21 protein-coding genes are annotated in these 22906 nt (G+C 62.6%); 11 read left to right on the top strand and 10 right to left on the bottom strand.

The window, feature by feature from the left end:
* Positions 1 to 16 precede the first annotated feature (16 nt).
* Positions 17 to 1471 (bottom strand): MFS transporter, encoded by a 1455-nt coding sequence (locus VF673_RS08585; RefSeq protein ID WP_440291617.1) that lies wholly within the window; start codon positions 1469 to 1471, stop codon positions 17 to 19.
* 366 nt (positions 1472 to 1837) lie between these two features.
* Here VF673_RS08585 and VF673_RS08580 point away from each other — a divergent pair, with 366 nt between their 5' ends.
* Together VF673_RS08580 and bfr are read left to right on the top strand one after the other, a co-directional pair.
* Positions 1838 to 2044: a bacterioferritin-associated ferredoxin gene (locus VF673_RS08580; RefSeq protein ID WP_440291616.1), complete on the top strand. Its 207-nt coding sequence runs from the start codon at positions 1838 to 1840 to the stop codon at positions 2042 to 2044.
* Positions 2045 to 2169: 125 nt separating this feature from the next.
* Complete coding sequence (gene bfr / locus VF673_RS08575) at positions 2170 to 2640, top strand: bacterioferritin (protein ID WP_090537599.1); 471 nt, start codon at positions 2170 to 2172, stop codon at positions 2638 to 2640.
* Positions 2641 to 2701: 61 nt separating this feature from the next.
* Here the strand turns inward: bfr and VF673_RS08570 are convergent, their stop codons facing one another.
* Together VF673_RS08570 and VF673_RS08565 are read right to left on the bottom strand one after the other, a co-directional pair.
* A complete protein-coding gene (locus tag VF673_RS08570) occupies positions 2702 to 4417 on the bottom strand; it encodes a cytochrome D1 domain-containing protein (RefSeq protein ID WP_440291615.1) in 1716 nt (571 codons plus the stop codon).
* Between the two features lie 51 nt (positions 4418 to 4468).
* A complete protein-coding gene (locus tag VF673_RS08565; RefSeq protein WP_440291614.1) occupies positions 4469 to 6514 on the bottom strand; it encodes a TonB-dependent receptor in 2046 nt (681 codons plus the stop codon).
* A 277-nt stretch (positions 6515 to 6791) separates the two neighbouring features.
* Between VF673_RS08565 and VF673_RS08560 the strand changes: the two genes are divergently transcribed.
* The 6 genes from VF673_RS08560 (at position 6792) to VF673_RS08535 (ending at position 12386) form a co-directional block, all read left to right on the top strand.
* On the top strand, positions 6792 to 7637 hold the full coding sequence (locus VF673_RS08560) for a CbbQ/NirQ/NorQ/GpvN family protein (RefSeq protein ID WP_090537606.1): 846 nt from the start codon (positions 6792 to 6794) through the stop codon (positions 7635 to 7637).
* 40 nt (positions 7638 to 7677) lie between these two features.
* Entirely contained in the window at positions 7678 to 8124 is a 447-nt protein-coding gene (locus tag VF673_RS08555; protein WP_090537608.1) for a c-type cytochrome, read from the top strand.
* Positions 8125 to 8164: 40 nt separating this feature from the next.
* Entirely contained in the window at positions 8165 to 9568 is a 1404-nt protein-coding gene (locus VF673_RS08550; RefSeq protein ID WP_440291613.1) for a cbb3-type cytochrome c oxidase subunit I, read from the top strand.
* Positions 9569 to 9684: 116 nt separating this feature from the next.
* A complete protein-coding gene (locus VF673_RS08545; RefSeq protein ID WP_440291612.1) occupies positions 9685 to 11526 on the top strand; it encodes a nitric oxide reductase activation protein NorD in 1842 nt (613 codons plus the stop codon).
* Positions 11526 to 12131: a cytochrome c oxidase subunit 3 gene (locus VF673_RS08540; protein ID WP_440291611.1), complete on the top strand. Its 606-nt coding sequence runs from the start codon at positions 11526 to 11528 to the stop codon at positions 12129 to 12131. The genes VF673_RS08545 and VF673_RS08540 overlap by 1 nt, the downstream gene beginning before the upstream one ends.
* A gap of 9 nt (positions 12132 to 12140) precedes the next feature.
* On the top strand, positions 12141 to 12386 hold the full coding sequence (locus tag VF673_RS08535) for a cytochrome C oxidase subunit IV family protein (RefSeq protein WP_440291610.1): 246 nt from the start codon (positions 12141 to 12143) through the stop codon (positions 12384 to 12386).
* Positions 12387 to 12485: 99 nt separating this feature from the next.
* Here the strand turns inward: VF673_RS08535 and ubiT are convergent, their stop codons facing one another.
* From ubiT to VF673_RS08515, 4 genes are all read right to left on the bottom strand, one after another.
* On the bottom strand, positions 12486 to 12989 hold the full coding sequence (gene ubiT / locus VF673_RS08530; protein ID WP_440291609.1) for a ubiquinone anaerobic biosynthesis accessory factor UbiT: 504 nt from the start codon (positions 12987 to 12989) through the stop codon (positions 12486 to 12488).
* Positions 12983 to 13873, bottom strand: a complete 891-nt coding sequence (locus tag VF673_RS08525; RefSeq protein WP_440291608.1) for a U32 family peptidase — start codon at positions 13871 to 13873, stop codon at positions 12983 to 12985. Before VF673_RS08525 ends, ubiT begins: the two co-directional genes overlap by 7 nt.
* Before the next feature lie 9 nt (positions 13874 to 13882).
* The gene (gene ubiU / locus VF673_RS08520) at positions 13883 to 14878 is read right to left on the bottom strand and encodes a ubiquinone anaerobic biosynthesis protein UbiU (RefSeq protein WP_440291607.1); all 996 of its coding nucleotides are present in this window, start codon (positions 14876 to 14878) and stop codon (positions 13883 to 13885) included.
* Between the two features lie 514 nt (positions 14879 to 15392).
* Entirely contained in the window at positions 15393 to 16652 is a 1260-nt protein-coding gene (locus VF673_RS08515; RefSeq protein WP_440291606.1) for an acyl-CoA dehydrogenase family protein, read from the bottom strand.
* Between the two features lie 340 nt (positions 16653 to 16992).
* Here VF673_RS08515 and ahpC point away from each other — a divergent pair, with 340 nt between their 5' ends.
* Together ahpC and ahpF are read left to right on the top strand one after the other, a co-directional pair.
* Positions 16993 to 17556, top strand: a complete 564-nt coding sequence (ahpC, locus tag VF673_RS08510; protein ID WP_440291605.1) for an alkyl hydroperoxide reductase subunit C — start codon at positions 16993 to 16995, stop codon at positions 17554 to 17556.
* Positions 17557 to 17689: 133 nt separating this feature from the next.
* Positions 17690 to 19261 (top strand): alkyl hydroperoxide reductase subunit F, encoded by a 1572-nt coding sequence (gene ahpF, locus VF673_RS08505; RefSeq protein ID WP_440291604.1) that lies wholly within the window; start codon positions 17690 to 17692, stop codon positions 19259 to 19261.
* Between the two features lie 105 nt (positions 19262 to 19366).
* Here ahpF and VF673_RS08500 read toward each other — a convergent pair whose 3' ends face one another.
* From VF673_RS08500 to purU, 3 genes are read right to left on the bottom strand one after another with little or no spacing between them, the layout of a single operon-like run.
* Positions 19367 to 20854 carry a helicase HerA-like domain-containing protein gene (locus tag VF673_RS08500; RefSeq protein ID WP_440291603.1) on the bottom strand — a complete coding sequence of 496 codons (1488 nt, stop codon included), beginning with the start codon at positions 20852 to 20854 and terminating at the stop codon, positions 19367 to 19369.
* A 35-nt stretch (positions 20855 to 20889) separates the two neighbouring features.
* Entirely contained in the window at positions 20890 to 21306 is a 417-nt protein-coding gene (locus VF673_RS08495) for a CBS domain-containing protein (protein WP_090537635.1), read from the bottom strand.
* A 55-nt stretch (positions 21307 to 21361) separates the two neighbouring features.
* Entirely contained in the window at positions 21362 to 22213 is an 852-nt protein-coding gene (purU, locus tag VF673_RS08490) for a formyltetrahydrofolate deformylase (RefSeq protein ID WP_273125653.1), read from the bottom strand.
* A 247-nt stretch (positions 22214 to 22460) separates the two neighbouring features.
* Here purU and mvaT point away from each other — a divergent pair, with 247 nt between their 5' ends.
* Positions 22461 to 22832 (top strand): histone-like nucleoid-structuring protein MvaT, encoded by a 372-nt coding sequence (gene mvaT / locus VF673_RS08485; RefSeq protein ID WP_090537639.1) that lies wholly within the window; start codon positions 22461 to 22463, stop codon positions 22830 to 22832.
* Positions 22833 to 22906 lie beyond the last annotated feature (74 nt).

Below are 22906 nucleotides of genomic sequence, written 5' to 3'. Positions count from 1 at the left end.
ATAGCGGAAGCGCAGGTCAGATTCGCGCCTGGCAGTTCTCGGGCGCTGCGGCCGCCTGCAGGCGCAGATCCCGCCGTTCGATCCAGGACTGGATGCGCTCCTGGCGCGAGGAGGTCAGCGGGTAGCGCCGCGCCAGCACGAAGGCGGCCATGTACATCAGTACGGGGCCGACGATATAGAGCACCCGCAGGGACATCAGCGACTGGTCCGAATGCACCGCCTGGGTGGCATCGAAGCCGACCAGCGCCAGCAGCCCCAGCGACAGGCCCAGACCCAGCGCCATCGCCGATTTCTGCGCCATCCCCGACATGGCAAAGAACAGGCCGGTGCGGTGCTCCTTGCTGCGCGCGGTGTCCAGATCAACGATGTCCGCCAGCATGGACAGCGGCAGGAACTGGAAGGCAGCAAAGCAGAACCCCTTGATCGCGAACATCAGCGCGAAGGGCACCAGCTGGCCCGCCTGCAGGAAGAACATGCCCAGAATACTGGCGCTGGATACCGCCACGGCGACACAGAAGGCATTGTGCTTGCCGATGCGACGACCGAGGATCAACCAGAACGGAATGCCCAGTATTCCCACGCCGAAATACAGCAGATACATCATGCCGATATGGACCTGGATCTGGATCACGTGCTGCATGAAGAAAACGGACATGGCATTGCGGAAGGACTCGCCGGTGATCACGATCAGCAGAATCAGCATCAGGCGCTTGAAGGGACCGTTGTTCTTCATCACCCGCAGGCCCTTCTTCCAGTCGGTCTTCTGTACCGAGCGCGGAGGCGCCTCGCGCACCATGGTCACCACCATCAGCACGGTGACCGGCAACAGTATCAGCAGCAGCCAGCCCATGCCGGCCAGGATGGGGCCGTAGCCCAGGCCCAGCTGACCGTCCTTGCCGACCAGCCAGATCATCGCCTGCATGAAGGCGCCGTCGGTATCACCGGCGGCGTAACGCTTGCCCATGGCCTGCACCACTGCAGGGGCCAGCGCCGCAACGAACAACCCGACCAGCACGAACCCCTCCCGCGAGGCGGTAACCCGACTGCGCTGGTGGTACAGGGTCGACAACTCGGCTCCCCAGGCCCCGTAGGGCAGGGTCACCATGGTCCAGGCCAGATACATGAGCACTGTCCAGACCAGCAGATGCCACAGTCCGGCGCCCTCCGGCGGCATGAAGATCATCACCGTACTGACCAGCATCAGCGGCGTACCCAGTACCAGCCAGGGTTTGCGCCGGCCGAAGCGGGTCTGCCAGCGATCACTGATCATGCCCATGAGCGGGTCGGTAATCACATCGGTCAGGCGGGCGAGAACGAGCACCAGCGCCATCAGCGCCATGTTCAGCCCCATTTCCTGGGCGTAGAAGGGAGGCAGGTATACCGCCAGGGGATAACCGATGATGGCCAGGGGCATGCCCACGGAGCCATGGATCAGGATGGTGGAACGCTTGAGAATTCCGGGCTGACTCATTGATGCCACTCCCATTGTGACCGGCACAGCTGCCGCCGATCCTGTTGTAATTGTTATTGTCCGCCCGCAGGCAGCGGGCGCTTACGGCAGTCTACGTCAGGTTGGGGTCCGTGAACCCCGTGCCTTCGCCCTGCGCCGGCACCATCTCTTCGCCGCCTGTGTTCTGCCAAGCCAGAACCCAGAATTGGCGGGCCCTGGCGCGACCATAAAGCAGCAGGATGGGAGATATTCAGCTCGATGATGGGCCCAACGGCCCGGCAGTTGGTGGACAGCCACAGATGGAATGCGAATGGCATGGATAATTGTTTGACAATTATTCTCATTCACCTTACCTTATCGCCATCTTGACCTGCCGGGGGAACGCCCATGTATGTATGCCTTTGCAAGGGAATCACTGACACACAGATTCGCGACGCTGTAACCGAGGGCGCCTGCAGCATGCGCGACCTGCGCGAACGCTTGGACGTAGCCACCCAATGCGGCAAGTGCGGCCGCGAGTGCAAGTCGATCATCAACGAGTACCGTCAGACCAGCGTCAGCTTCATCAACGCCGCGCAATACGCGATGGCCTGAATGCGTCTCGCACACATCCGTAATACATTCCTATCTGTTTGATTTCCAAGGCGGATTTGACAGCATCCAGTACCGGTAGCACACTCAGTTGTTGAGGCCCACCCAGCATACTGAGGATTACCGTCATGAAAGGCGATGCACAGGCTATCCGCCATCTCAACAAGCTGCTCGGCAATGAGCTTGTCGCCATCAACCAGTATTTTCTGCACGCCCGCATGCTGCAGGACTGGGGGCTGGACAAGCTCGGCGAGCATGAATACAAGGAATCCATCGACGAGATGAAGCATGCCGATGCGCTGATCAAACGCATCCTGTTCCTCGAGGGCATTCCCAACCTGCAGGATCTGGGCAAGTTGCTGATCGGCGAGAACACCCGGGAGATCCTCGAGTGCGACCTGCGCCTGGAGATCTCCGGCATCCAGGATCTCAAGGACGCCATCGCCTACTTCGAGAGCATCGGTGATTACGGCAGCCGCGATCTGGCCGAAGAGATCCTCGAATCCGAGGAAGAGCACATCGACTGGCTGGAAACCCAGCTGGGTCTGATCGACAAGGTAGGCCTGGAAAACTACCAGCAGTCGCAGATCAGCAACTGATCAGTTGCCTAGATGAAAACGGGAGCCGATCGGCTCCCGTTTTCGTTACTGCCAGAGCGCTTCAGTACACATCGTGCTGGGTGTTGTGCACGTTGAACTTGCCGGTCGGTGTGATCAGCCGCGGGTCGCGGATGACGCGCTTGAGCTCCAGGGTCCTGTCGTCCACCACCACGATGGCCGATTCCTCCTCCTGACCACTCCACACCGAGAACCACACCTCGTCCCCGGCCCGGTTGTACTCGGGCTGGACTATCCGGCGCGGGCCCTCGGCGATGCCGGACCACTCGGCAATCGGCAGTACCTTGTAACCCGCCTCCAGGTTGTTGATGTCGAATACCGCCAACGACTGGGCGATCTCCGCAGTCGGGTTGAAGGTGGTATCCACGTAGAGGTGGCTGGATTTGGGGTGGGTCTTGATGAACAGCGAGCCACCGCCCTGCCCCTTCAGGGTGGCCACCACCTTCCAGGCATGCTCGGGATGGTTCACCGGATCGGTGCCGATCAGCGAGATGGTGTCGTCACCCAGGTGGCTGGTGCCCCACACCGGCCCGAACTGCGGGTGCACGAAGTTGGCGCCACGGCCCGGGTGCGGGATCTTGCCGACATCCACAATGGCCGCCAGCTTGCGGTCGCGGGAGTCGATCACCACCACCTTGTTGGAGTTGTTGGCCGCCGTCATGAAGTAGCGGTGCGAGCTGTCCCAGCCGCCGTCATGCAGGAACTGGGCGGTGCCGATACTGGTCACGCTGAGGTTCTCCAGATCCTCGTAGTTGACCAGCATGACCTGGCCGGTTTCCTTGACGTTGATGATGAACTCCGGATGCTCGTGGGAGGCGATGATGGCCGCCACCCGCGGTTCGGGGTGATACTCCTGCTCGTCCACGGTCATGCCCCGTGTCGAGACGATCTTCAGCGGCTCCAGGGTCTCGCCGTCCATGATCACGAATTGCGGCGGCCAGTAGTCGCCGGCAATCACATATCTGTCCTCGAAGCCCTCGAACTTGGAGGTTTCCACCGAGCGCGCCTCGATACCCACCTTGATTTCCGCGACCTTGACCGGCTCCTTGCCCCACAGGTCGATCATGTCGATCTTGGCATCGCGACCGATGACCAGCAGGTAGCGGCCGGAGGCGGACATCCGCGAGATGTGCACCGCATAGCCGGTATCTATGGTCTTGACGATCTTCTTGCTGTTGCCGTCGATCAGGGCGATCTTGCCATCGTCACGCAGGGTCACCGAGAACAGGTTGGGCAGGTCCAGGTTGTTCATCTGCCGGGTCGGCCGGTCCTCCGGCTTGACCAGCACGTTCCAGGTTTCGCGCATGGTGGCCATGCCCCACTCCGGAGGAGTCGGCGGCTCATGCTGGATGTAGTTGGCCATCAGGGTGATCTCCTCGGGGCTCAGCTCCCCCGACGTGCCCCAGTTCGGCATGCCGGCGGGTGAGCCGTAGGTGATCAGGGCTTCCAGATAGGCCTGGCCGCGCTGCTGGGTGATGTCCGGGGTAAGCGGCTTGCCGGTTGCCCCCTTGCGCAGCACGCCGTGGCAGCCGGCGCAGCGCTGGAAGTAGATTTCCTTGGCCCGATCGAAATCGGCCTCGGTAAGATCCGGCGCACCTGGGGTATGCACGACCCTGGCCAGCGTCGGGTCTATCGCCGACGCCTCGCCCTGGTAGGCAGCCGCGGCCTGTTCCGGGTTGGAGGTCTGGGCAAAGGCCGCCGCAGTGACTGTCAGGGCCAGCACACTCAATGCTGTGGTAAGCGAGGTGGTCATTCTCATGGCTGTTTTCCTTTCCGTGATTCAGATAGTGGCAAAGCGTTGACGCGCAGCTCAGAAGGTCAGTCGTATCTCCGTATCGATATGCCGTTGCAGGCCTGGCAGCTCATCAAAGGGTTGATATGAGCGGTTGAGCAGGTTGCCCAGCAGAACTCTGGCGCTGAGCCTGTCCTGGAAGTCGAAGGTCATCGCCAGATTGAGGGTGGCGTAACCGCATTGCCGTTCCTCCAGCTGGCGGTCAGCCCCCCGGCGCTCGGCGCCACTGGCGGTGCGGATGAACAGGTCAAACTCCCCATCCAGCTGCCCCAGCACCTGGTAGGAACGCAGCCCCAGGGTGCCGGTCGCCAGGGGCAAACCGCTGTCCCGGGTGGCATAGCCGTTGCCATAGTCGAATTTGCGACGGCTCAGGCTGATGGCCGCGTGGGGCTGCAGCAGCCAGTCCGGACGCCACTCCACAGCCAGCTCCAGTCCCGTGGTGCGGGCCTGACTGACGTTGACGTACTGCCATTGCTCCAGGGCCGGGTTGCTCGGCGGGACATAGCCGTCCGGGGTAGCAGTGACGCGCTGGCGATCGATGTAGTCCCGGGCGCGGGTGTGGAACAAGGCGATATCCGCGGTCACCCCGGGCACCTCGTAGCGCCAGCCGAGCTCCAGCACCCGGGCGCGCTCGGGGTCCAGATCCGGGGTGCCATAGAAGATGCGGTCCCGCGCGGCCGACACCGAGTACAGCTGGTTCAGGGTCGGATAGGAGTACCCCTCGGCCAGGTTGGCCCGCAGCGCCCAATGAGGCCGGGGGCTGTAGACCAGCCCGAGGGAGCCGAGCAGGCGGCTGTCGCTGCCATCCACCCCGGCCCGTTCGGTGCTGCGCTCCAGTTCCGACTCCACCCGGTAGTAGCGCCCGCCCAGGTAGGCGGTCCAGTCATCGGCAAACTGCCATTGCTGCTGGGCGAAGGCCGACAGCGTCTGCTGATTGGCTGTCTGACTCGCACTGCTGGGGATGACCACAGTGCCCATGGGGGTGACCCGGGGCGTAGTGCCGAGCTTGTCACTGTCCAGCTCATCAAGCATGAACTCCACGCCCAGCAGGCTGGTCTGGCCGGCCAGCAGTTCGAGTTCGGCCTGACCGGCCAGACCGCGGGTGCGCTGTTCATCCAGCGACTGGTTGGCGACAGTGACAGTGACCGGCATGGCACGGGTCACCACGGTGTTGCGAAAATCCCTGTCCACCCTGCGGGTATAGGCATTGGCGGACAGCTTGCTCAGCACCGGGCCGAGGTCCGTGGCCTCGTAGAACAGCGCATAGCGCTGCTGATCCCGGGTGGGAAACTCCAGATTGAATTCGGAACCGGGCTGGGGTTCGACCCAGGTGCCGGCACTCAGATCGAAACGCTCGGCCTTGAGTGCCAGGTAGTGATTGCCCTGGCGGTAGCCCAGATGCAGCGCCGCGGAGTGGTTGTCGTAGGCCGAGTTGTCCAGGGCGCCGTACTCCCGGGTGCGGCGGTCGCTGTGTTCACTGCGGGAAAGACTCAGGCGATAGTCGACGCGGCCACGGCTGCCCGCCAGTCCCGCGTTGCTGCGATAGCCCTGGGTAGCCGAGTAGTAGCCACCGCCGGCATAGGCTTCCAGCGGCCGATCGCTGCCGCGCCGGGTGATGATATTGACCACCCCGCCGATGGCATTGGAGCCGTTGATCACCGAAGCCGGCCCCCGGACCACCTCCACCCGCTCGATCAATGCAGGGTCGATCAACAGCGGTGTGCCGTAATCGGTGTGATCGGTGACCGTCTGCCCATCAATGCGGATGGTTACCCGCCGCGAGCTCTCGCCGCGGATGGCGATGCGTTTCATGCCGGGGGTATCGGCGTCAGTCAGCACTACCCCGGGGATATCCCGGAACAGTTCCGCCACATCCGCCAGCGTGCGCCCCTGGACCTGCTCCCGGCTGATCCGGGTAATGGAACCGGGGCTCATCAGACTGGCGACCTCGAACCCGGTGCCGCTCACCACGGTATCCTCCAGCCGCAGGGTCGGCTCGACGGAGGCCGCTGCCACCGACAGGCTGAGAAGGGACAGGGTTGCGACAAGTGCTGGCTTTTTCATGGCAATCACTCCACTGATGTGCCTTCATCATCGGTGAAGTGCCCGCAGGAAAATTTGATGGCCGTCAAGCCGACATGCGACATGCTGCCGCATTTTATGGTGCGACATACCATCGCACTGCAGATTAGGTAAATTAAACCATGCAAAGTATAAAAAACCCTGTTCAGCCAGGGTTCATATCACCATCACTGGCGTTATCCTTTACATTTCAATCACTTAGAAGTTGGCACATTCCTTGTTACAGGTTGAGCAAACGTCGCTCAGCAAGGAATTTCCAATGCATGCAACCCGATCCGAACTCCTGTCTCCGCAGCCTGCCCTGTTCTATCAGCGCAGCGGGAATGAGGTCGAGCTCTTCGAGCAGGCCGACCGCTTCGGCATGCCGGTGCTGATCAAGGGCCCGACCGGTTGTGGCAAGACCCGCTTCATCCAGTACATGGCCGAGCGCCTGGGCCGCAAGCTGTATACCGTGGCCTGCCACGACGACCTGACCACTGCGGATCTGGTCGGCCGCCACCTGATCGGTGCCAACGGCACCTTCTGGCAGGACGGCCCCCTGACCCGTGCGGTACGCGAGGGCGCCATCTGCTATCTGGACGAGGTAATAGAGGCGCGCAAGGACATCACCGTGGTCCTGCATCCGCTGGCGGACGATCGTCGCATTCTGCCGCTGGAAGCCACCGGTGAGGAATTGCAGGCCGCACCCGGCTTCATGCTGGTGGTTTCCTACAACCCCGGCTACCGCAACCTGCTCAAGGGCCTCAAACCCAGTACCCGCCAGCGTTTCGTCGCCATGGCCTTCGACTATCCGCAGGCCGCGGCGGAGAGCCACATAGTGCAGCGCGAGTCGGGACTGGATGCGACCCGTGCCGAACAGCTGGTGGCCCTGGGCAATGCCCTGCGACACCTCGGCGAACACGATCTCGAGGAGGCGCCCTCCACGCGCCTGCTGATCCATACCGCACGGCTGATCGCCGCCGGCATGGACCCGCGCCAGGCCTGTCAGGCCTGCATGGCGCAGCCCCTGACCGACGAGCCGGTGGCCCAGGCGGCCATCATGGACATCGTCCGCGTGCACTTTGCCGACCAGGCACAGGCACCGGCCAACAGAAGAATCGCCTGAGCGGCGACCCCGCTATCCGCATACACCCGAGGAGACAACTATGTCGGAGCGCTTTACCAAGGGCATGGCCCGCAACATCTACTACGGTGGCGGCATGTTTTTCATGCTGCTGTTCATTGGCCTGACGGTGGATACGGTGACGGCGATACCCGAACGGGAGAACCGCGACCAGCTCACCGCCGAAGTCGCCCACGGCAAGCACCTGTGGGAGAAGAACAACTGCGTCGGTTGCCACTCGCTGATGGGTGAAGGGGCCTATTTCGCACCGGAGCTGGGCAACGTGTTCAAGCGCCGGGGCATGGAGAACGAAGCGGCCTTCAAGGCCTACTTCAGCGCCTGGATGAAAGCCATGCCCACCGGTGTGGAGGGTCGTCGGCAGATGCCCCAGTTCAACCTGAGCGACCAGGAACTCAACGACATGGCCGAGTTCCTGATCTGGTCGGCGCGTATTGATACCAACGACTGGCCGCCGAACAAGGAAGGCTGAGTTCACCTGACCCGACTCTGACTGCATAAGGAATCACATCATGAAATACGCTTCACAGGCGGTGGCAAAACCCTACTTTGCCTTTGCCATGCTCTTGTTCGTCGGTCAGATCGTCTTCGGTCTGATCCTCGGCACCCAGTACATCATCGGCGACTTCCTGTTTCCGGAGATTCCCTTCAACGTGGCTCGCATGGTCCACACCAACCTGCTGATCGTCTGGTTGCTGTTCGCCTTCATGGGCGCCACCTACTATCTGGTGCCCGAGGAGAGCCAGACCGAACTCTGGAGCCCGAAACTGGGTTACGCGCTGTTCTGGATCTTCGCCGTGGCCGGCGTGCTGACCATTCTCGGCTACCTGCTGGTGCCCTACGCCCGGCTCGCCGAGCTGACCGGCAATGACCTGCTGCCGACCATGGGCCGGGAGTTCCTCGAACAGCCGACCGTCACCAAGATCGGTATCGCCCTGGTTGTCGCCGGCTTCATCCTCAATATCCTGATGACCGTACTCAAGGGCCGCAAGACCGTGGTCAACATGGTGCTGGTCACCGGCCTGATCGGCCTGGCGGTATTCTGGATGTTCTCCTTCTACAACCCCAAGTCCCTGGTGTTGGACAAGTACTTCTGGTGGTGGGTAGTGCATCTGTGGGTGGAAGGCGTATGGGAACTGATTCTGGGCGCTATCCTGGCCTTCATCCTGATCAAGACCACCGGCGTTGACCGCGAGGTGGTGGAGAAGTGGCTGTATCTGATCATCGCCATGGCGCTGATCTCCGGCATTCTGGGTACCGGGCACCATTACTTCTTCATCGGTGCACCGTCCTACTGGCTGTGGATCGGTTCGATCTTCTCCGCCATTGAACCCCTGCCGTTCTTCCTCATGGTGCTGTTCGCCCTGAGCATGCTCAGGCAGCGTCGCCGCGAACACCCGAACAAGGCAGCGGTTACCTGGGCGGTAGGTTGCACCATCATGGCCTTCCTCGGCGCCGGCGTGTGGGGCTTCCTGCATACCCTGGCTCCGGTGAACTACTACACCCACGGCACCCAGCTGACCGCCGCCCACGGACACCTGGCCTTCTTCGGCGCCTACGCCATGATCGGCATGGCCATCATCTCCTACGCCTGGCCGAAATTGCATGGCCGCGAGTGCAACAGCCCACAGGCCCAGCGCATGGAGATCTGGTCGTGCTGGGTGATGAGCCTCAGCATGCTGGCGATCACCCTGCTGCTGACCTGGGCTGGCTGGATCCAGATCGAGCTGCAACGCCTGCCTGGTGACGCCGGCGCCATCGGCTACATGCAGACCCAGGACGCCATCATGCATGTGTACTGGATGCGCCTCGCCGCCGGCGTAGCCTTCGCCGTCGGTCTGGGCATGTATCTGTACAGCTTCCTGGTAGCCCGCAACACCCGTGAAGAAGCACCGGCGCTGATGAGCGCCGCCTGAGCCCGGCGGCGTGGCCTGCGGGCCCGCCACCCAGCTCACCACCGCGCTGCCGCCGTCCGGCAGCGCCCCTTTCCCGCCTGCAGCCGCTGGCTGCAGGCATCTTCGGGAGACCTGCAATGGAAGAAGCCGTTGGCATCCGCTGGCACCGACTGATCACCCGTCTGGCCGGTGACGACTTTCCCCGGGCCCGAGTGCGCCTGGCGGATGAAGCTCCCCGCCTGGCCATGGTCTTTCGTGCCCTCAGTGGCGACCCCGGGCTGACCATCAAGGCCAGCACCGAGCGCAATATCAACGCCTGGCGCCCGCTGGCCCACCGTCTGGCCGGCAGTGGCCGGCGGCATGCCCTGGCCTGGCGCGAGGCCGACGCCCTGCGCGTGCCCGAAGCGCTGGCGGTATTTCCGCAGCCCGAACTCAATCGCGATCTCTACCTGTGGCTGACCGCCATGGCCAGCCAATCGGCAGCCTGCCCGGAGGGCGACTGGCTGCACAGCAACCAGCAGCTGATATTGCGCACCCTGGCGGCCTACCCCGGCCTCAACGACACCTACTATCGACTGGCACAGCAGCTGGTGGAACTGCGCCGGACCCGCCGCCTGCCCCCCGCCCAGAGCGCGAGGGAAAGCGCACTGCAGTGCGCCCTGCTGTCGCCCGGCAGCCAGCCCGCATTGCCCGCCGCGCCCGGCGAGCCCTGGCCGGTGCCCCTGTGGCTGTATCCCCTGCCGGAAGCCGCTCCGCGCCTGGCGGGAGCGGCCAATGATGAGGACGACCAGCCCGCTCCTTCCGCCCCCGGGAGAGTGCGCCAGAGCCGCCAGCGCAAGCAGGCGCAATACGTGGACGACAACCAGAACCGTCACGGCATGATGATCTTCCGACTGGAGAGTCTGTTCTCCTGGTCCGAATTCGTACCGGTCGACCGCTGCGAAGATGACAGCGACGACGATGACAGCGACAGCATCGCCGAGGACCTGGATTATCTGAGTCTGTCGCGCAGTCCCAGCACCAGCGCCTCACGCATCAAACTGGACCTGGACCTGCCATCGGCCGCCGAGGATGACATTCCCCTGACCGACGGCTGCCTGTTCCCCGAGTGGGACTGGAAGCAGCAGCGCCTGCGGGACAACCACTGCAGGGTCATCCCCATGCTGCCCCGGGATGCCGAGCCGGCTCCGCTGCCCGACCGCCTGCAACCACTGGCCCGCAGCCTGCGCCAGCGGTTCGAGGGTCTGCGCCCCCAGCGCGTCTGGGAAAAGCGCCAGCCCGCCGGCCCGCTCCTTGACCTGCAGGCCTGCCTGCATTTTGCCGCCGACCGCCGTCGCGGCGCCGCCAGCGCGCAGCCGGCGCTGTGGAAAAGGGAGGCCGCACGGCATCGCGACCTGGCCTGTCTGGTGCTGGCGGACCTGTCCCTGTCGACCGAGGCCTGGGCCGACAACGAGCATCAGGTGATCGACGTGATCCGCGACAGTCTGCACCTGCTCGGCGAGGCCCTGGACGCCGGCCATGACGACTTTGCCATGTACGGTTTTTCCTCCAGACGCCGGGAGCACGTGCGCTTCAATCTGATCAAGAACTTCGCCGAGCCCTGGGGCCAGGCCATCCACGGGCGCATCCGCGAACTCAAGCCCGGCTACTACACCCGCATGGGCGGCGCCATCCGCCAGGCCACCGAGATCCTCCGCGAGAAGCCCGCCGAGCAGCGCCTGTTGCTGTTGCTGACCGACGGCAAACCCAACGATCTGGATGTCTACGAGGGGCGCTACGGCATGGAGGATACCCGCCAGGCGCTGCTGGAGGCCCGCCGGGCCGGCATCCAGCCATTCTGCGTGACCATCGACCAGCAGGCGGCGGACTACCTGCCCTACCTCTTCGGCCAGCAGCGCTATCAGCTGATCCGCCACGCCTCGGAACTGCCGGGCCTGCTGCCGAAGCTCTACCTGCTGCTGACCGGGAGAAGCATCTGATGAACAGCTCCGAGCACAGTCTCACTGACCTGAGCGCACCGCAGACAGCGCGCATTCCCGGTGACCTGGCCATGTGGTGCTTCATCCTCGCCGAACTGCTGGCCTTCCTTCTGCTGCTCGGCAGCATGGCCTTTGCCCGGGGCCACTGGGAGCAGATGTTCAGTGCCGGCATCGCCACCCTGCACCCGGAGGCAGGCTTGATCAACACCCTGATCCTGCTCAGCGGCAGCTACTTCGCCGCCCGCGGTGTCCGCCTCAGCGCCCAGGGCCAGCCCCGGGCACTGGGGCGCGGCTTCAGCCTGGCTGCGCTGTGCGGGCTGGGCTATGTCGCAATCAAGCTCAGTGAATACGCCCTGCTGTTCGGCGCCGGCTACAACCTGCGCACCGACACCTTCTATTTCTTCTACTTCTTCACCACCTTCTTCCATCTGGCCCACGTGCTGATCGGCATGGTCATCCTCCTGGTGGTTGCAAGGCGCTACCGCACCGGCCAGTACCCGAACGCCGACAAGGCGCGCATGGCAGGCGAATCCGCCGCCAGCTACTGGCACATGGTGGACCTGGTCTGGCTGGTGCTCTTTCCCCTGCTCTATGTCCTGCCCTGAGGAGTCAAGATGAAAACCCACGCCCTTGAAATCGGCCTGGCCGGTCTGGTCCTGCTCACCCTCGCCGCCTGGCTGACCGGCCACAATGTGAATGCCAGCTGGGTAATCGGCTGCGTGCTGGCTGCGACCTTCATCAAGGGGCAATGGCTGATCGACGAGTTCATGGAGCTGCGCCACGCTCCGGCCTGGCTGCGCTGGGTGGTCAGTGGCTGGCTGGTACTGATCGTGGGAATGACTGCGCTGTTCAATATGTAGCTGCGTGTAGTGGCGTGCCCCCGGGAAGGACGAGCACCAGCTCGTGCAGCGAGCCAGAGCCCGACCACCTGATCGAGCTGCTGACTTTCCCTGGGCGGCCTAGCCCCGGGCCGGCTGTGCCGTTGCCACCTGTTCCTGCTCCCTGGCCGCCGCTCCCAGCCAGCTGATCAGCTGCCACAGGCGCGGCGGCATCAGTTCCGGGTCCAGGCTGTCCACCAGATTCTTGACCGCCAGACCCAGATCGGTATCGCCCTCGATCACCAGCCGACGGCGGAAGAACAGGGTATCCGGATCCTCCTGCCGGCTGGCCAGCAACAGAAATTCCTTCCAGTTGCCGCGGATGCACACATCCACCGGGGCACTGCGCGCCAGACGCAGACCTACTGCATCCCGGGTCAGGCACCAGGCAGCGCCCAGATCGCTGACCTCGATACGCAACCAGCGCCCCTCCAGCACATCGAACTCGCCGTCATTCAGCGGCTCGGCAAACAGCCGCTTCATCGCCTGCTCGATCACCAGCTTCTGTACGGCAAAGGGGATGTGTCTGCCCAGCGGCAGCACCGGCCCTCCGGCCTTCAACAGCAGATCAGCGAAGTTCAACACAGTCCCACCTCCTCCACGGTCAGCATGCCCGGCTCGCCGTGCCAGTAACCATTGCATCCATCCAGCGCCAGCGGCGGTGTACCACCGCGGCGCACCTGGTCAAACTGCTGAATAATCTCCGCCATATCGGTCGAGCGTGGACTCAGGCGTAGCGCATCAATACCCATCGCCTGCATCCGCGGGTACTCGGCCAGCAGATTGCTCACACCACCGGACATGGTCTGGATGCCGTTCAGGGTGAACAGCACCTGCCCTTCCTGGGTGGTCATGGGAATACCATCGGGGTAGTTCTGACAGATAAAGCCGCAGTCGTCCTTGGCCAGGTTCTCCGCCCGGGCGGTAAAACACCGCGCCGAGTAGGCCAGCGGCAGGTGCCCCCAGGCAAACACTTCGATCTCCGGCAACCTGATGTCATGCTCCCGGGCCTGCTGCATCAGTGCGCTGAGCAGTTCGGCAGAACACTCTACCGGCGGCACCCAGCGGCTCATGCCGCGGCGGACCAGCTCATCAAGGGTGAAGGCGTTGTAGATGTTCAGTGCCGGTCCGCCGACAAACTCCACCCCCTGCGCCGTGAGAAACTGCACGGCCGCCATGTCGTTGGCCTCGACCTTGATCTCACCGTTCTCGCACAGTCGCCGCAGGACGCCCAGCTCGGAGGCCGCCTCGATCAGGGTCAGACCGGACAGCACCACCTCGGCGCCGCTGGCCTCACGCACCTCGCGGGCCAGCCCTGTCCAGTCATCCAGCGACAGCGCCCGGCGCTTGGAGCACACCGTCTCGCCCATGTAGATCACATCCAGCGGCTGCTGGGCCATGTCGGCATAGAAGTCCATGATGCTCTGACGCTGCCAGTAGAACAGGACAGGTCCCAGGGTCAGTTTCATATGGCTCTCCTATTGCCAGGCACGATGATAGGCGCCCAGGGTGGTCTGGCTGCCTTCCGACACATTGCCCAGCACCTGATTCCAGGCAGGCTCCACGGCAAAGTTCTGCGGATCCCTGCGGTAGCTGTCCAGCGCCTTGCGCCAGACACCGACCACCTGCTCGACATAGGCCGGACTGCGCTGGCGCCCTTCGATCTTCACGGCGACCACACCGATCTCGCTCAGCTGCGGGATCAGCTCCATGGTATTCAGACTGGTAGGCTCCTCCAGCGCATGGAAGCGCTTGCCGTGCACCATGAAACGGCCCTTGCACAGGGTCGGATAGCCAGCGGCCTCCCCTGCCTGGTAGCGATCGATCAGCACGTCATTCAGGCGCGAGGTCAGACCGTCCTCCTCCTCGCTCCAGCGCACGGCGCTGGCCGGGGAGCAGACACCGCAGAGGTTCGGCGACTGCCCGGTGACATAGGAGGACAGATGGCAACGGCCCTCGGCCATGATGCACAGACTGCCGAAGGCGAAGACTTCCACCGGTACCGGGCTGGAAGCGGCGACCTGACGCACCTGCGCCAGCGACAGCACCCGGGGCAGCACCGTCCGGGCGATGCCGTACTGCTCGTGGTAGAAACGCAGGGCCGCCGCGTTGGTGGCCGACCCCTGTACCGACAGGTGCAGCGGTAACCGCGGGTGACGGCGGCTGGCATAGGCGAGGATGCCGGGGTCGGCGGCGATCAGCGCATCCGCACCCAGATCCGCAGCGCGGTCCACCGCCCTCTGCCAGCGCGCCCAACCATCCGGCAAGGCATAGGTGTTGACCGCAATGAACAGCTTGCGCCCCTGCTGGCGGATAAGCTCCAGTCCGGCTTCCAGTTGCTTGTCGGTAAAGTTCAGACCGGCGAAGTGACGGGCGTTGGTATCGTCACGAAAACCCGTGTAGACAGCATCGGCACCCTGCCGCACCGCTGCCTTGAGGGCAGGCAGACTGCCTGCGGGACAGACCAGTTGCATGGTAACTCCCTGTGCTCAATATCAGCCGGAGACTCTGCCCCCTGCGGCCGCAAAGGGCATTGATCAAGGTCAAGACGGAGCTTCAATGGGCCGGGAGGAAGCGCACCAGCTCGTCCAGGCGGACTGCCGGAGAGCATGGTGTCTGCTGCAAGGCCGCCCATCGAGCTGGTGCTCGACGTTCCCGGGGGCCAGACGTACCCGAGAGACTTGGTGCTCGCCCTGGGAGGGAGGAGCACCAGCTCGTCCAGGCGAACTGCCGGAGAGCAATGCGCCTGCTGCGAGGCCGCCCATCGAGCTGGTGCTCGACGTTCCCGGGGGCCAGACGTACCCGAGAGACTCGGTGCTTGCCCTGGGGGGGAGGAGCACCAGCTCGTCCACGCGGCAGCCGGAGAGCTCAGTGTCTGCTGCAAGGCCGCCCATCGAGCTGGTGCTCGACGTTCCCGGGGTCCAGACGTACCCGAGAGACTCGGTGCTCGCCCTGGGAGGGATGAGCACCAGCTCGTCCACCCATACGCTATCTGGCGCGCAACACCTCCGGCGGGGTCAGGTAGTCGCTGCCGCTACCGCGCCGTTCCTGGCCTTCGGCGATCTCCAGCCGGGCGATGCTGCGCAGATGCACTTCGTCCGGGCCGTCAGCGATGCGCAGGCAGCGGGAGCTGATCCACAGATCGGCCAGCGGGGTATCCGGGGTCAGTCCCATGGCGCCGAACACCTGCATGGCCCGGTCCACCACGCCATTGAGCATGCTCGGCACTACGGCCTTGATCATGGCAATTTCCTTGCGCGCCCCCTTGGCACCGACGTTATCGATCATCCAGGCCGTCTTGAGCACCAGCAGGCGGGCCTGTTCTATCTCCATGCGCGAGCGGGCGATCCATTCGGAAACGCTGCCATGCTGATGCAGATAGCGCCCGAAGGTCTTGCGCTCCAGGGCGCGTTCCACCATCAACTCCAGCGCCAGCTCGGCCATGCCGATGGCGCGCATGCAGTGATGCACCCGGCCCGGCCCGAGCCGCGCCTGGGCCATCATGAAGCCGTCACCTTCCGCGCCGAGCAGGTTACCCACCGGCACCCGGACATCGCGGAATATCAGCTCACTGTGCCCTTCGGGGGCCAGGTGATGCATGACCGGAATGTTGCGCACCAGCTCCACACCGGGGGTGTCGAAGGGGACGATGACCATGCTCTGCTGCCGACGCGGCTCGCCGTTCGGGTCGGTCTTGCCCATCACGATGAGGAAGGCGCACTCCGGGTGCGAGGCATTGGTGATGAACCACTTGCGGCCATTGATGACATACTCACCCCCTTCCCGGCGGATCAGCGTCTGGATGTTGCTGGCGTCCGAGGAGGCCACATCCGGCTCGGTCATGGCAAAGGCCGAGCGGATCTCTCCATTGAGCAGAGGATTGAGCCAGCGCTCGCGCTGCTCGTCACTGGCGAACATGTGCAGCAGCTCCATGTTGCCGGTATCCGGGGCATTGCAGTTGAACACTTCCGAAGCCCAGCTCACCCGCCCCATGATCTCGGCCAGGGGGGCATATTCGAGATTGCTCAGCCCCTGCCCTGGCTCGTCGGCCCCGAGGGAAGGGAGAAACAGGTTCCACAGCCCTTCGGATCTGGCCAGCGCCTTGAGATCCTCCATGAAGGAGACCGGGTAGGCTCCTGCGGCCACCTCCCGCTGCCACTGGCCGAGACGGGGTACTATGTGCTGATCGAGAAAACTGCGCACCTGCTGACGCAGCGCTTCGGTTCGGGGGCTGTAGGCAAAATCCATGATCTGCTCCTGAGAAAGTGATACCTCGATTTTCATGAAACCAACATGTGCGAGGCTTACTCTCAGCCTAGGTCTCAGGTAGGATTCTGACTATCTTGTATCAGCGGCTGAATCAGATCCATTCATGTTGTGAATCAAAAAATTGACTAGAATCAATTTCGGTGATTCCACTTGAAATAAACAGCCCTCGTCCCCATATAGCTGATGCCTATATAGTCATACCTTATATAGCTAAAACCTATCCGGCGCTTAGGCTAAATTTATTTTAAGTATCCTGGCTCAGGTCCTATCATGAGCCCTGTTTCCAACCCAAAGACTAAAGCTCAATAAGGAGTCTTGAATGTCCGTTATCAATACTGAAATCAAGCCGTTTACCGCTCAGGCGTTCAAGAACGGCGAGTTCATCACCGTTTCCGACACTGACGTTAAAGGCAAGTGGGCTGTATTCTTCTTCTACCCCGCCGACTTCACCTTCGTTTGCCCGACCGAACTGGGTGACGTTGCTGATCACTACGAAGAGCTGCAGAAGCTGGGCGTTGAAGTGTACTCCGTATCCACCGATACCCACTTCACCCACAAGGCATGGCACGACAGCTCCGAGACCATCGGCAAGATCAAGTACACCATGATCGGCGACCCGACCATGCAGATCAGCCGCAACTTCGAAGTTCTGCGCGAAGACGAAGGTCTGGCCAACCGCGGTACCTTCATCGTTGACCCGCAGGGCATCATCCAGGCTGTTGAAATCACCGCTGAAGGCATCGGCCGTAACGCTGCTGACCTGCTGCGCAAGATCAAGGCTGCCCAGTACGTAGCTGCCCACCCCGGCGAAGTCTGCCCGGCCAAGTGGGAAGAAGGCGAAGCCACTCTGGCTCCCTCGCTGGACCTGGTTGGCAAGATCTAAGTCAGCCTGAAACCCGGCCCGCTGCGGCGCTCGCGCCCAGTCGGCGGGCTGGGTTTCTTTTTTTTGACTGTCGGCCCGGCAGCTAAAGAAAAGAAACCCTCCCCATTCACCTTATTTTCCAGGACACGCACATATGTTAGATGCCAATCTGAAGAAGCAACTGGACACCTACCTGCAGAACATCGCCAAGCCGATCGAAGTCAGCGTGTCCGTAGACGACAGCCCCAAGGGTAAAGAGCTATACGAACTCGCGGCCGAGATCGCCGAGATGTCGAGCAAGATCACCCTGAAGAACGCCGCTGACAAGCGTACCCCGAGCATGGGCGTCGCCCCTGCCGGCGAAGAGGCCCGGGTCCGTTTTGCCGGCATACCGATGGGTCATGAATTCACCTCGCTGGTACTGGCGCTGCTGCAGGCCGGTGGCCACCCGTCCAAGGCCGATCCCGCGCTGCTGGAGCAGATCCGCAACCTGCAGGGCGAGTTCCATTTCGAGACCTATATCTCGCTGTCCTGTCAGAACTGCCCGGACGTGGTCCAGGCACTGAACCTGATGGCCACGCTGAACCCCAACATCACCCACGTGATGATCGACGGTGCGCTGTTCAAGGACGAGGTCGAGAGCCGCCAGATCATGGCTGTGCCCACCGTGTTCCTGAACGGCGAACACTTCGGTCAGGGCCGCATGACACTGGCGGAGATCGTCAACAAGGTCGACAGCGGCGCTGCCGAACGCAAGGCGGCCGAACTGAACGAGAAGGCTCCCTACGAAGTACTGATCGTGGGCGGCGGACCGGCTGGCGCTTCAGCGGCGATCTACGCTGCGCGCAAGGGTATTCGCACCGGACTGGTGGCCGAGCGTTTCGGCGGCCAGGTAATGGATACCGTGGGGATCGAGAACTTCATTTCCGTGCCCTACACCGAGGGTCCGAAACTGGTTGCCAGCCTGGAGCAGCACGTCAAGGAGTACGACATTGACGTGATCACCGAGCAGAGCGCAGCCAAACTGACCAGCAATGGCCTGATCGAGATCGAGCTGGCCAGCGGCGCTACCCTGCGCAGCAAGTCGGTGATCCTGGCCACCGGTGCCCGCTGGCGCGAAATGAACGTGCCCGGCGAGCAGGAATACCGCGGCAAGGGCGTGGCCTACTGCCCGCACTGTGACGGCCCGCTGTTCAAGGGCAAGCGTGTGGCGGTGATCGGTGGTGGCAACTCCGGTATCGAGGCGGCCATCGACCTGGCCGGTATCGTCGAACATGTGACCGTGCTGGAATTCAGCGACACCCTGCGTGCCGATGAGGTCCTGCAGCGCAAGGCCCGTTCGCTGCCGAACGTCGAGATCATCATGAACGCCGCTACCACTGAAGTGCGTGGTGATGGCACCAAGGTGGTGGGTCTGACCTACACCGATCGCAAGACCGGCGAAAGCCACCAGGTGGACGTGGCGGGTATCTTCGTCCAGATCGGTCTGATTCCCAACACCGACTGGCTGAAGGACAGCGAGGTCAAGCTGACCCGCTTCGGCGAGATCGAGATCGATGCCCGTGGTGCCACGTCGGTACCGGGTGTATTTGCCGCCGGGGACGTGACTACCGTTCCCTTCAAGCAGATCATCATCTCCATGGGCGCGGGCGCCACTGCTTCGCTGGCGGCCTTCGACCACCTGATCCGTACCTCTGCAGGTGCCGAGGAAAAGGCTACCGCCTGATCCCCGCCCGCTGAAACCGACAACCGCACCCTTGGGTGCGGTTGTTGCATTTCAGGCCGGTGAAAACCGCGAGCTTACATCGAGCCACTGTCCATAACGCAGCGGCTACTTCCGCCCTGTCAGCGATCCCAGCAATCCACGGGCCAGCTCCCGGCCTATCTGCCTGGCCAGGGTCTGTACCGCCGAGCGCACCGTGGTATTGATCACCCCATCGGTCACGCTCCGACTGGATGTACCCTTGCGGCCGTTGCGGGCCTCTGCCTTTTCCCTGGCTCGACTTTCAGCCTCGGCCTGTGCCTGCTTCGCCGAATGCTCGGCGCGCTGGGCGAGAATCTCGTAGGCGGACTCGCGGTCAATGCCACGCTCGTAGCGCCCTGCCAGCGGCGAGGCCTGGAACAGGGCTGCACGTTCCGTCTCGTTCAGGACACCGATGCGTGAGCGCGGGGGTGCCATGAGGGTACGCTCAACGACCGAGGGGCGGCCTTTTTCATCGAGCACGCTGACCAGTGCCTCGCCCACCGCCAGCTCCGTCAGTACCGCCCGGGTATCGAACGCGGGATTGCTGCGAAAGCCGTCGGCCACGGCCTTGAGCGCCTTCTGCTCCCTGGGGGTATAGGCGCGCAGGGCGTGCTGGATACGCAGGCCCAGCTGGGCCAGTACCGCGTCGGGAAGATCGCTGGGTGACTGGGTGACGAAGAACACCCCTACCCCCTTGGAGCGAATGAGCCGGACCACCTGCTCGATGCGCTCATGCAGAACCTTCGGCGTGCGGTCGAACAGCAGGTGCGCCTCATCGAAGAACAACACCAGGCGCGGCCGGTCGGCATCGCCCTGTTCCGGCAGCTGTTCATGCAGCTCCGAAAGCAGCCACAGCAGGAAGCTGGCGTAGACCCGGGGCGATTCCTGGATCAGCTTGCCGGCTTCGAGAAGATGGATATGGGCGCGGCCGGAGAGATCGCGCTGCATCAGATCCGCCAGCTGCAGGGCCGGCTCGCCGAACAGCCGCTCGGCGCCCTGCTGTTGCAGTATCACCAGCCGGCGCTGGATGGCCTGGATGCTGGCCGGGGAAATACCGCCACTGACGGTGGCCAGTTCCTCGGGGGCGCGCAGCAGCCAGTCCAGCAGCGCCTGCAGGTCCTTGAGATCCAGCAGCAGGAGGCCTTGCTGATCGGCCCAGGCGAATACGCCGTAGAGCGCGGCCAGCTGATTGTCATTGAGGTCCAGCAGGCTGGCCAGCAACAGCGGTCCCATCTCGCTGATGGTCGTGCGCAATGGATGGCCGCGGTCACCGAGGATGTCCCAGAACACCACGGGCACCGATTCGGGCTGCCACTCCAGACCCGGCATCAGCGCCCGTCGCTTGTCGATACCGGCAGAAGGCGCAGCGGCGGCAGCCACACCGGACAGATCGCCCTTGATATCGGCGGCGAATACCGGCACGCCGGCTCTGGCAAAGCCCTCGGCCAGTACCTGCAGGGTGACTGTCTTGCCGGTGCCGGTGGCCCCGGCGATCAGACCGTGACGGTTGCACATGCTCAGGGGCTGGCTGATCACACGGCCATCGGCGCCGCCCAGCTGCAGAGATGAAATCATGAAAGGTACGCCTCCCTGTGTGGCCGCGGCGGTCGTTATCGTCGGGGGGCGCCGTGGTCGTTGTAATTCTTCAGTACCCGCAGCAGATCCCGCCGACTGATCTGCCCGACCAACCGGCCCTGCTCGGTAACCGGCAGGCGCCGACGGCGGTGGGTGACAAAGTGTTCTGCAACCTTGAGGATATCCGCATCGGCATCGATGGTTTCCACCACCTCGCTCATCAACGAGCGGACAGTACCGCAACTTTCCTCGAAATAGGCTCCGCTGAGAATACCCCGCAGGCAGTCGCTCTCCGACAGCACCCCCACCAGACTGCCGGAGGCATCCACCACCGGGGCGCTGCACAGCCGGTTCGTCAGCAGAATGTCGATGGCCTGGAAAAGATGGGTTTCCGGGGACAGGGTGACTGCCTCCCGGTTCATGTAGTCACGGACCTTTATGGATCTGAACATGGTGCGTCTCCCCTGCCGTCATTGGCACCGGGCAGGGGTTCAGCAACAGACGGTCTCAGGCAAATACAACCGTCTTGTTGTCATGAACCACCACCCGGTCTTCCAAGTGATAGCGCAAACCACGGGAAAGCACCATTTTTTCCACATCCTTTCCGAGGCGGACCATATCTTCCACATTATCTCTGTGGCTTATACGCACCACGTCCTGCTCGATAATGGGACCGGCATCCAGCTCCTCGGTAACATAGTGACAAGTTGCCCCTATGAGTTTCACTCCGCGGGTCGCGGCCTGATGATAAGGCCGGGCACCAACAAAGGACGGCAGGAAGCTGTGGTGAATATTGATTACCCGACCGGCATATTCTTCACAGAGACTTGCGGGCAATATCTGCATATAGCGCGCCAGTACAATACAATCGGCCTGTTGTTCATTTACCAGGCGAGTAACTTCGTCGAAGGCCGGTGTCTTGTCCTTGGGATCAACTGGCACATGGTGGAAAGGAATACCGTGCCACTCCACCATACTGCGCAGATCATCATGGTTGGAAATGACGCTGGTAATTTCACAGTCCAGCTCGCCGCTGTGGAAACGGTGCAACAGATCAGCCAGGCAATGGGACTCGCGACTGGCCATCAATACGACTTTCTTGCGTTCGGCTGAATCACTGACGCGCCACTGCATGCCGAACTCCCTGGCGATGGGCGCAAACACGGTGCGCAGCCCATCGGCATCAAACGGCAGGGAATCGGCCCGGATCTCATGGCGCATGAAGAACCAGCCGGAGAGGTTGTCGGAATGATGGCTGGCCTCGGTAATCCAGCCGTTATAGGTTGCCAGCAGGTTACTGACCTTGGCCACTATCCCCACACGGTCGGGGCAGGCAATTACCAGACGAAAGGTTCGCATCAGGTCTCACTCCAGAGTCCGGTTCTGCGCCGCTGCCCGGATCAGGGCGCGGCGAAACCGATGGCGGATCGAAAGCCGCGTATTCTACTCGCCCCCGAGGAAAATTTCAGCAACCGGCCGCCCCGTCGAGCGCCCACCAGACACAAATGGAATTGCAGTCCGCGAAGCCGTTTTCTTGTACAACTAACGGAATATAAACTAGTATTAGTCCACTATTTCATGCACCCCATTAATGAGGCTGTTTACCATGTCCATGCTGCAACAGTATCGTCAGATTGAAGATACCATTCGCGAGCTGAGCGAAAAGCTCAAGTCGCTGTCCAACGATGAGAAACTGAAGAAAGAAATCGAGTTTGAAAAGAAACTCGCCGCATTGATGGAGCAGTACGGAAAAAGCGTTAAAGATGTCATCGCCATCATTGACCCTGACAACAAGATCAGCGCACCGGTCCGCACCACCAGCGCCCCTGCCAAACGGGCACGCCGGGTAAAGCAGTACAAGAACCCGCACACCGGTGAAGTGATCAAAACCAAAGGCGGAAACCACAAGGAACTCAAGGCGTGGAAAGAGAAATACGGCGCCGATACAGTGGAAAGCTGGGCGACCATTCTAGACTGACCCATAGTTCCGCGTGAACATGGAAAAGCCCCGCAAGTTAGTTGACGGGGCTTTTTTCATGCTTCTTTCATGCT

Source organism: Halopseudomonas sp. Lyrl_26 (assembly GCF_051948695.1).
In the GTDB taxonomy this organism is placed as follows: Bacteria; Pseudomonadota; Gammaproteobacteria; order Pseudomonadales; family Pseudomonadaceae; genus Halopseudomonas; species Halopseudomonas formosensis.
The sequence above is the reverse complement of the archived record's forward strand: the minus strand, read 5'-3'. Positions and strand labels throughout refer to the sequence as shown.

Bases quoted from the DNA above. Each gene is read 5' to 3' on its own strand.
- VF673_RS08585 (WP_440291617.1), bottom strand. From the start codon at position 1,471: ATGAGTCAGCCCGGAATTCTCAAGCGTTCCACCATCCTGATCCATGGC.
- VF673_RS08580 (WP_440291616.1), top strand. From the start codon at position 1,838: ATGTATGTATGCCTTTGCAAGGGAATCACTGACACACAGATTCGCGAC.
- bfr (WP_090537599.1), top strand. From the start codon at position 2,170: ATGAAAGGCGATGCACAGGCTATCCGCCATCTCAACAAGCTGCTCGGC.
- VF673_RS08570 (WP_440291615.1), bottom strand. From the start codon at position 4,417: ATGAGAATGACCACCTCGCTTACCACAGCATTGAGTGTGCTGGCCCTG.
- VF673_RS08565 (WP_440291614.1), bottom strand. From the start codon at position 6,514: ATGAAAAAGCCAGCACTTGTCGCAACCCTGTCCCTTCTCAGCCTGTCG.
- VF673_RS08560 (WP_090537606.1), top strand. From the start codon at position 6,792: ATGCATGCAACCCGATCCGAACTCCTGTCTCCGCAGCCTGCCCTGTTC.
- VF673_RS08555 (WP_090537608.1), top strand. From the start codon at position 7,678: ATGTCGGAGCGCTTTACCAAGGGCATGGCCCGCAACATCTACTACGGT.
- VF673_RS08550 (WP_440291613.1), top strand. From the start codon at position 8,165: ATGAAATACGCTTCACAGGCGGTGGCAAAACCCTACTTTGCCTTTGCC.
- VF673_RS08545 (WP_440291612.1), top strand. From the start codon at position 9,685: ATGGAAGAAGCCGTTGGCATCCGCTGGCACCGACTGATCACCCGTCTG.
- VF673_RS08540 (WP_440291611.1), top strand. From the start codon at position 11,526: ATGAACAGCTCCGAGCACAGTCTCACTGACCTGAGCGCACCGCAGACA.
- VF673_RS08535 (WP_440291610.1), top strand. From the start codon at position 12,141: ATGAAAACCCACGCCCTTGAAATCGGCCTGGCCGGTCTGGTCCTGCTC.
- VF673_RS08525 (WP_440291608.1), bottom strand. From the start codon at position 13,873: ATGAAACTGACCCTGGGACCTGTCCTGTTCTACTGGCAGCGTCAGAGC.
- ubiU (WP_440291607.1), bottom strand. From the start codon at position 14,878: ATGCAACTGGTCTGTCCCGCAGGCAGTCTGCCTGCCCTCAAGGCAGCG.
- VF673_RS08515 (WP_440291606.1), bottom strand. From the start codon at position 16,652: ATGGATTTTGCCTACAGCCCCCGAACCGAAGCGCTGCGTCAGCAGGTG.
- ahpC (WP_440291605.1), top strand. From the start codon at position 16,993: ATGTCCGTTATCAATACTGAAATCAAGCCGTTTACCGCTCAGGCGTTC.
- ahpF (WP_440291604.1), top strand. From the start codon at position 17,690: ATGTTAGATGCCAATCTGAAGAAGCAACTGGACACCTACCTGCAGAAC.
- VF673_RS08500 (WP_440291603.1), bottom strand. From the start codon at position 20,854: ATGATTTCATCTCTGCAGCTGGGCGGCGCCGATGGCCGTGTGATCAGC.
- VF673_RS08495 (WP_090537635.1), bottom strand. From the start codon at position 21,306: ATGTTCAGATCCATAAAGGTCCGTGACTACATGAACCGGGAGGCAGTC.
- purU (WP_273125653.1), bottom strand. From the start codon at position 22,213: ATGCGAACCTTTCGTCTGGTAATTGCCTGCCCCGACCGTGTGGGGATA.
- mvaT (WP_090537639.1), top strand. From the start codon at position 22,461: ATGTCCATGCTGCAACAGTATCGTCAGATTGAAGATACCATTCGCGAG.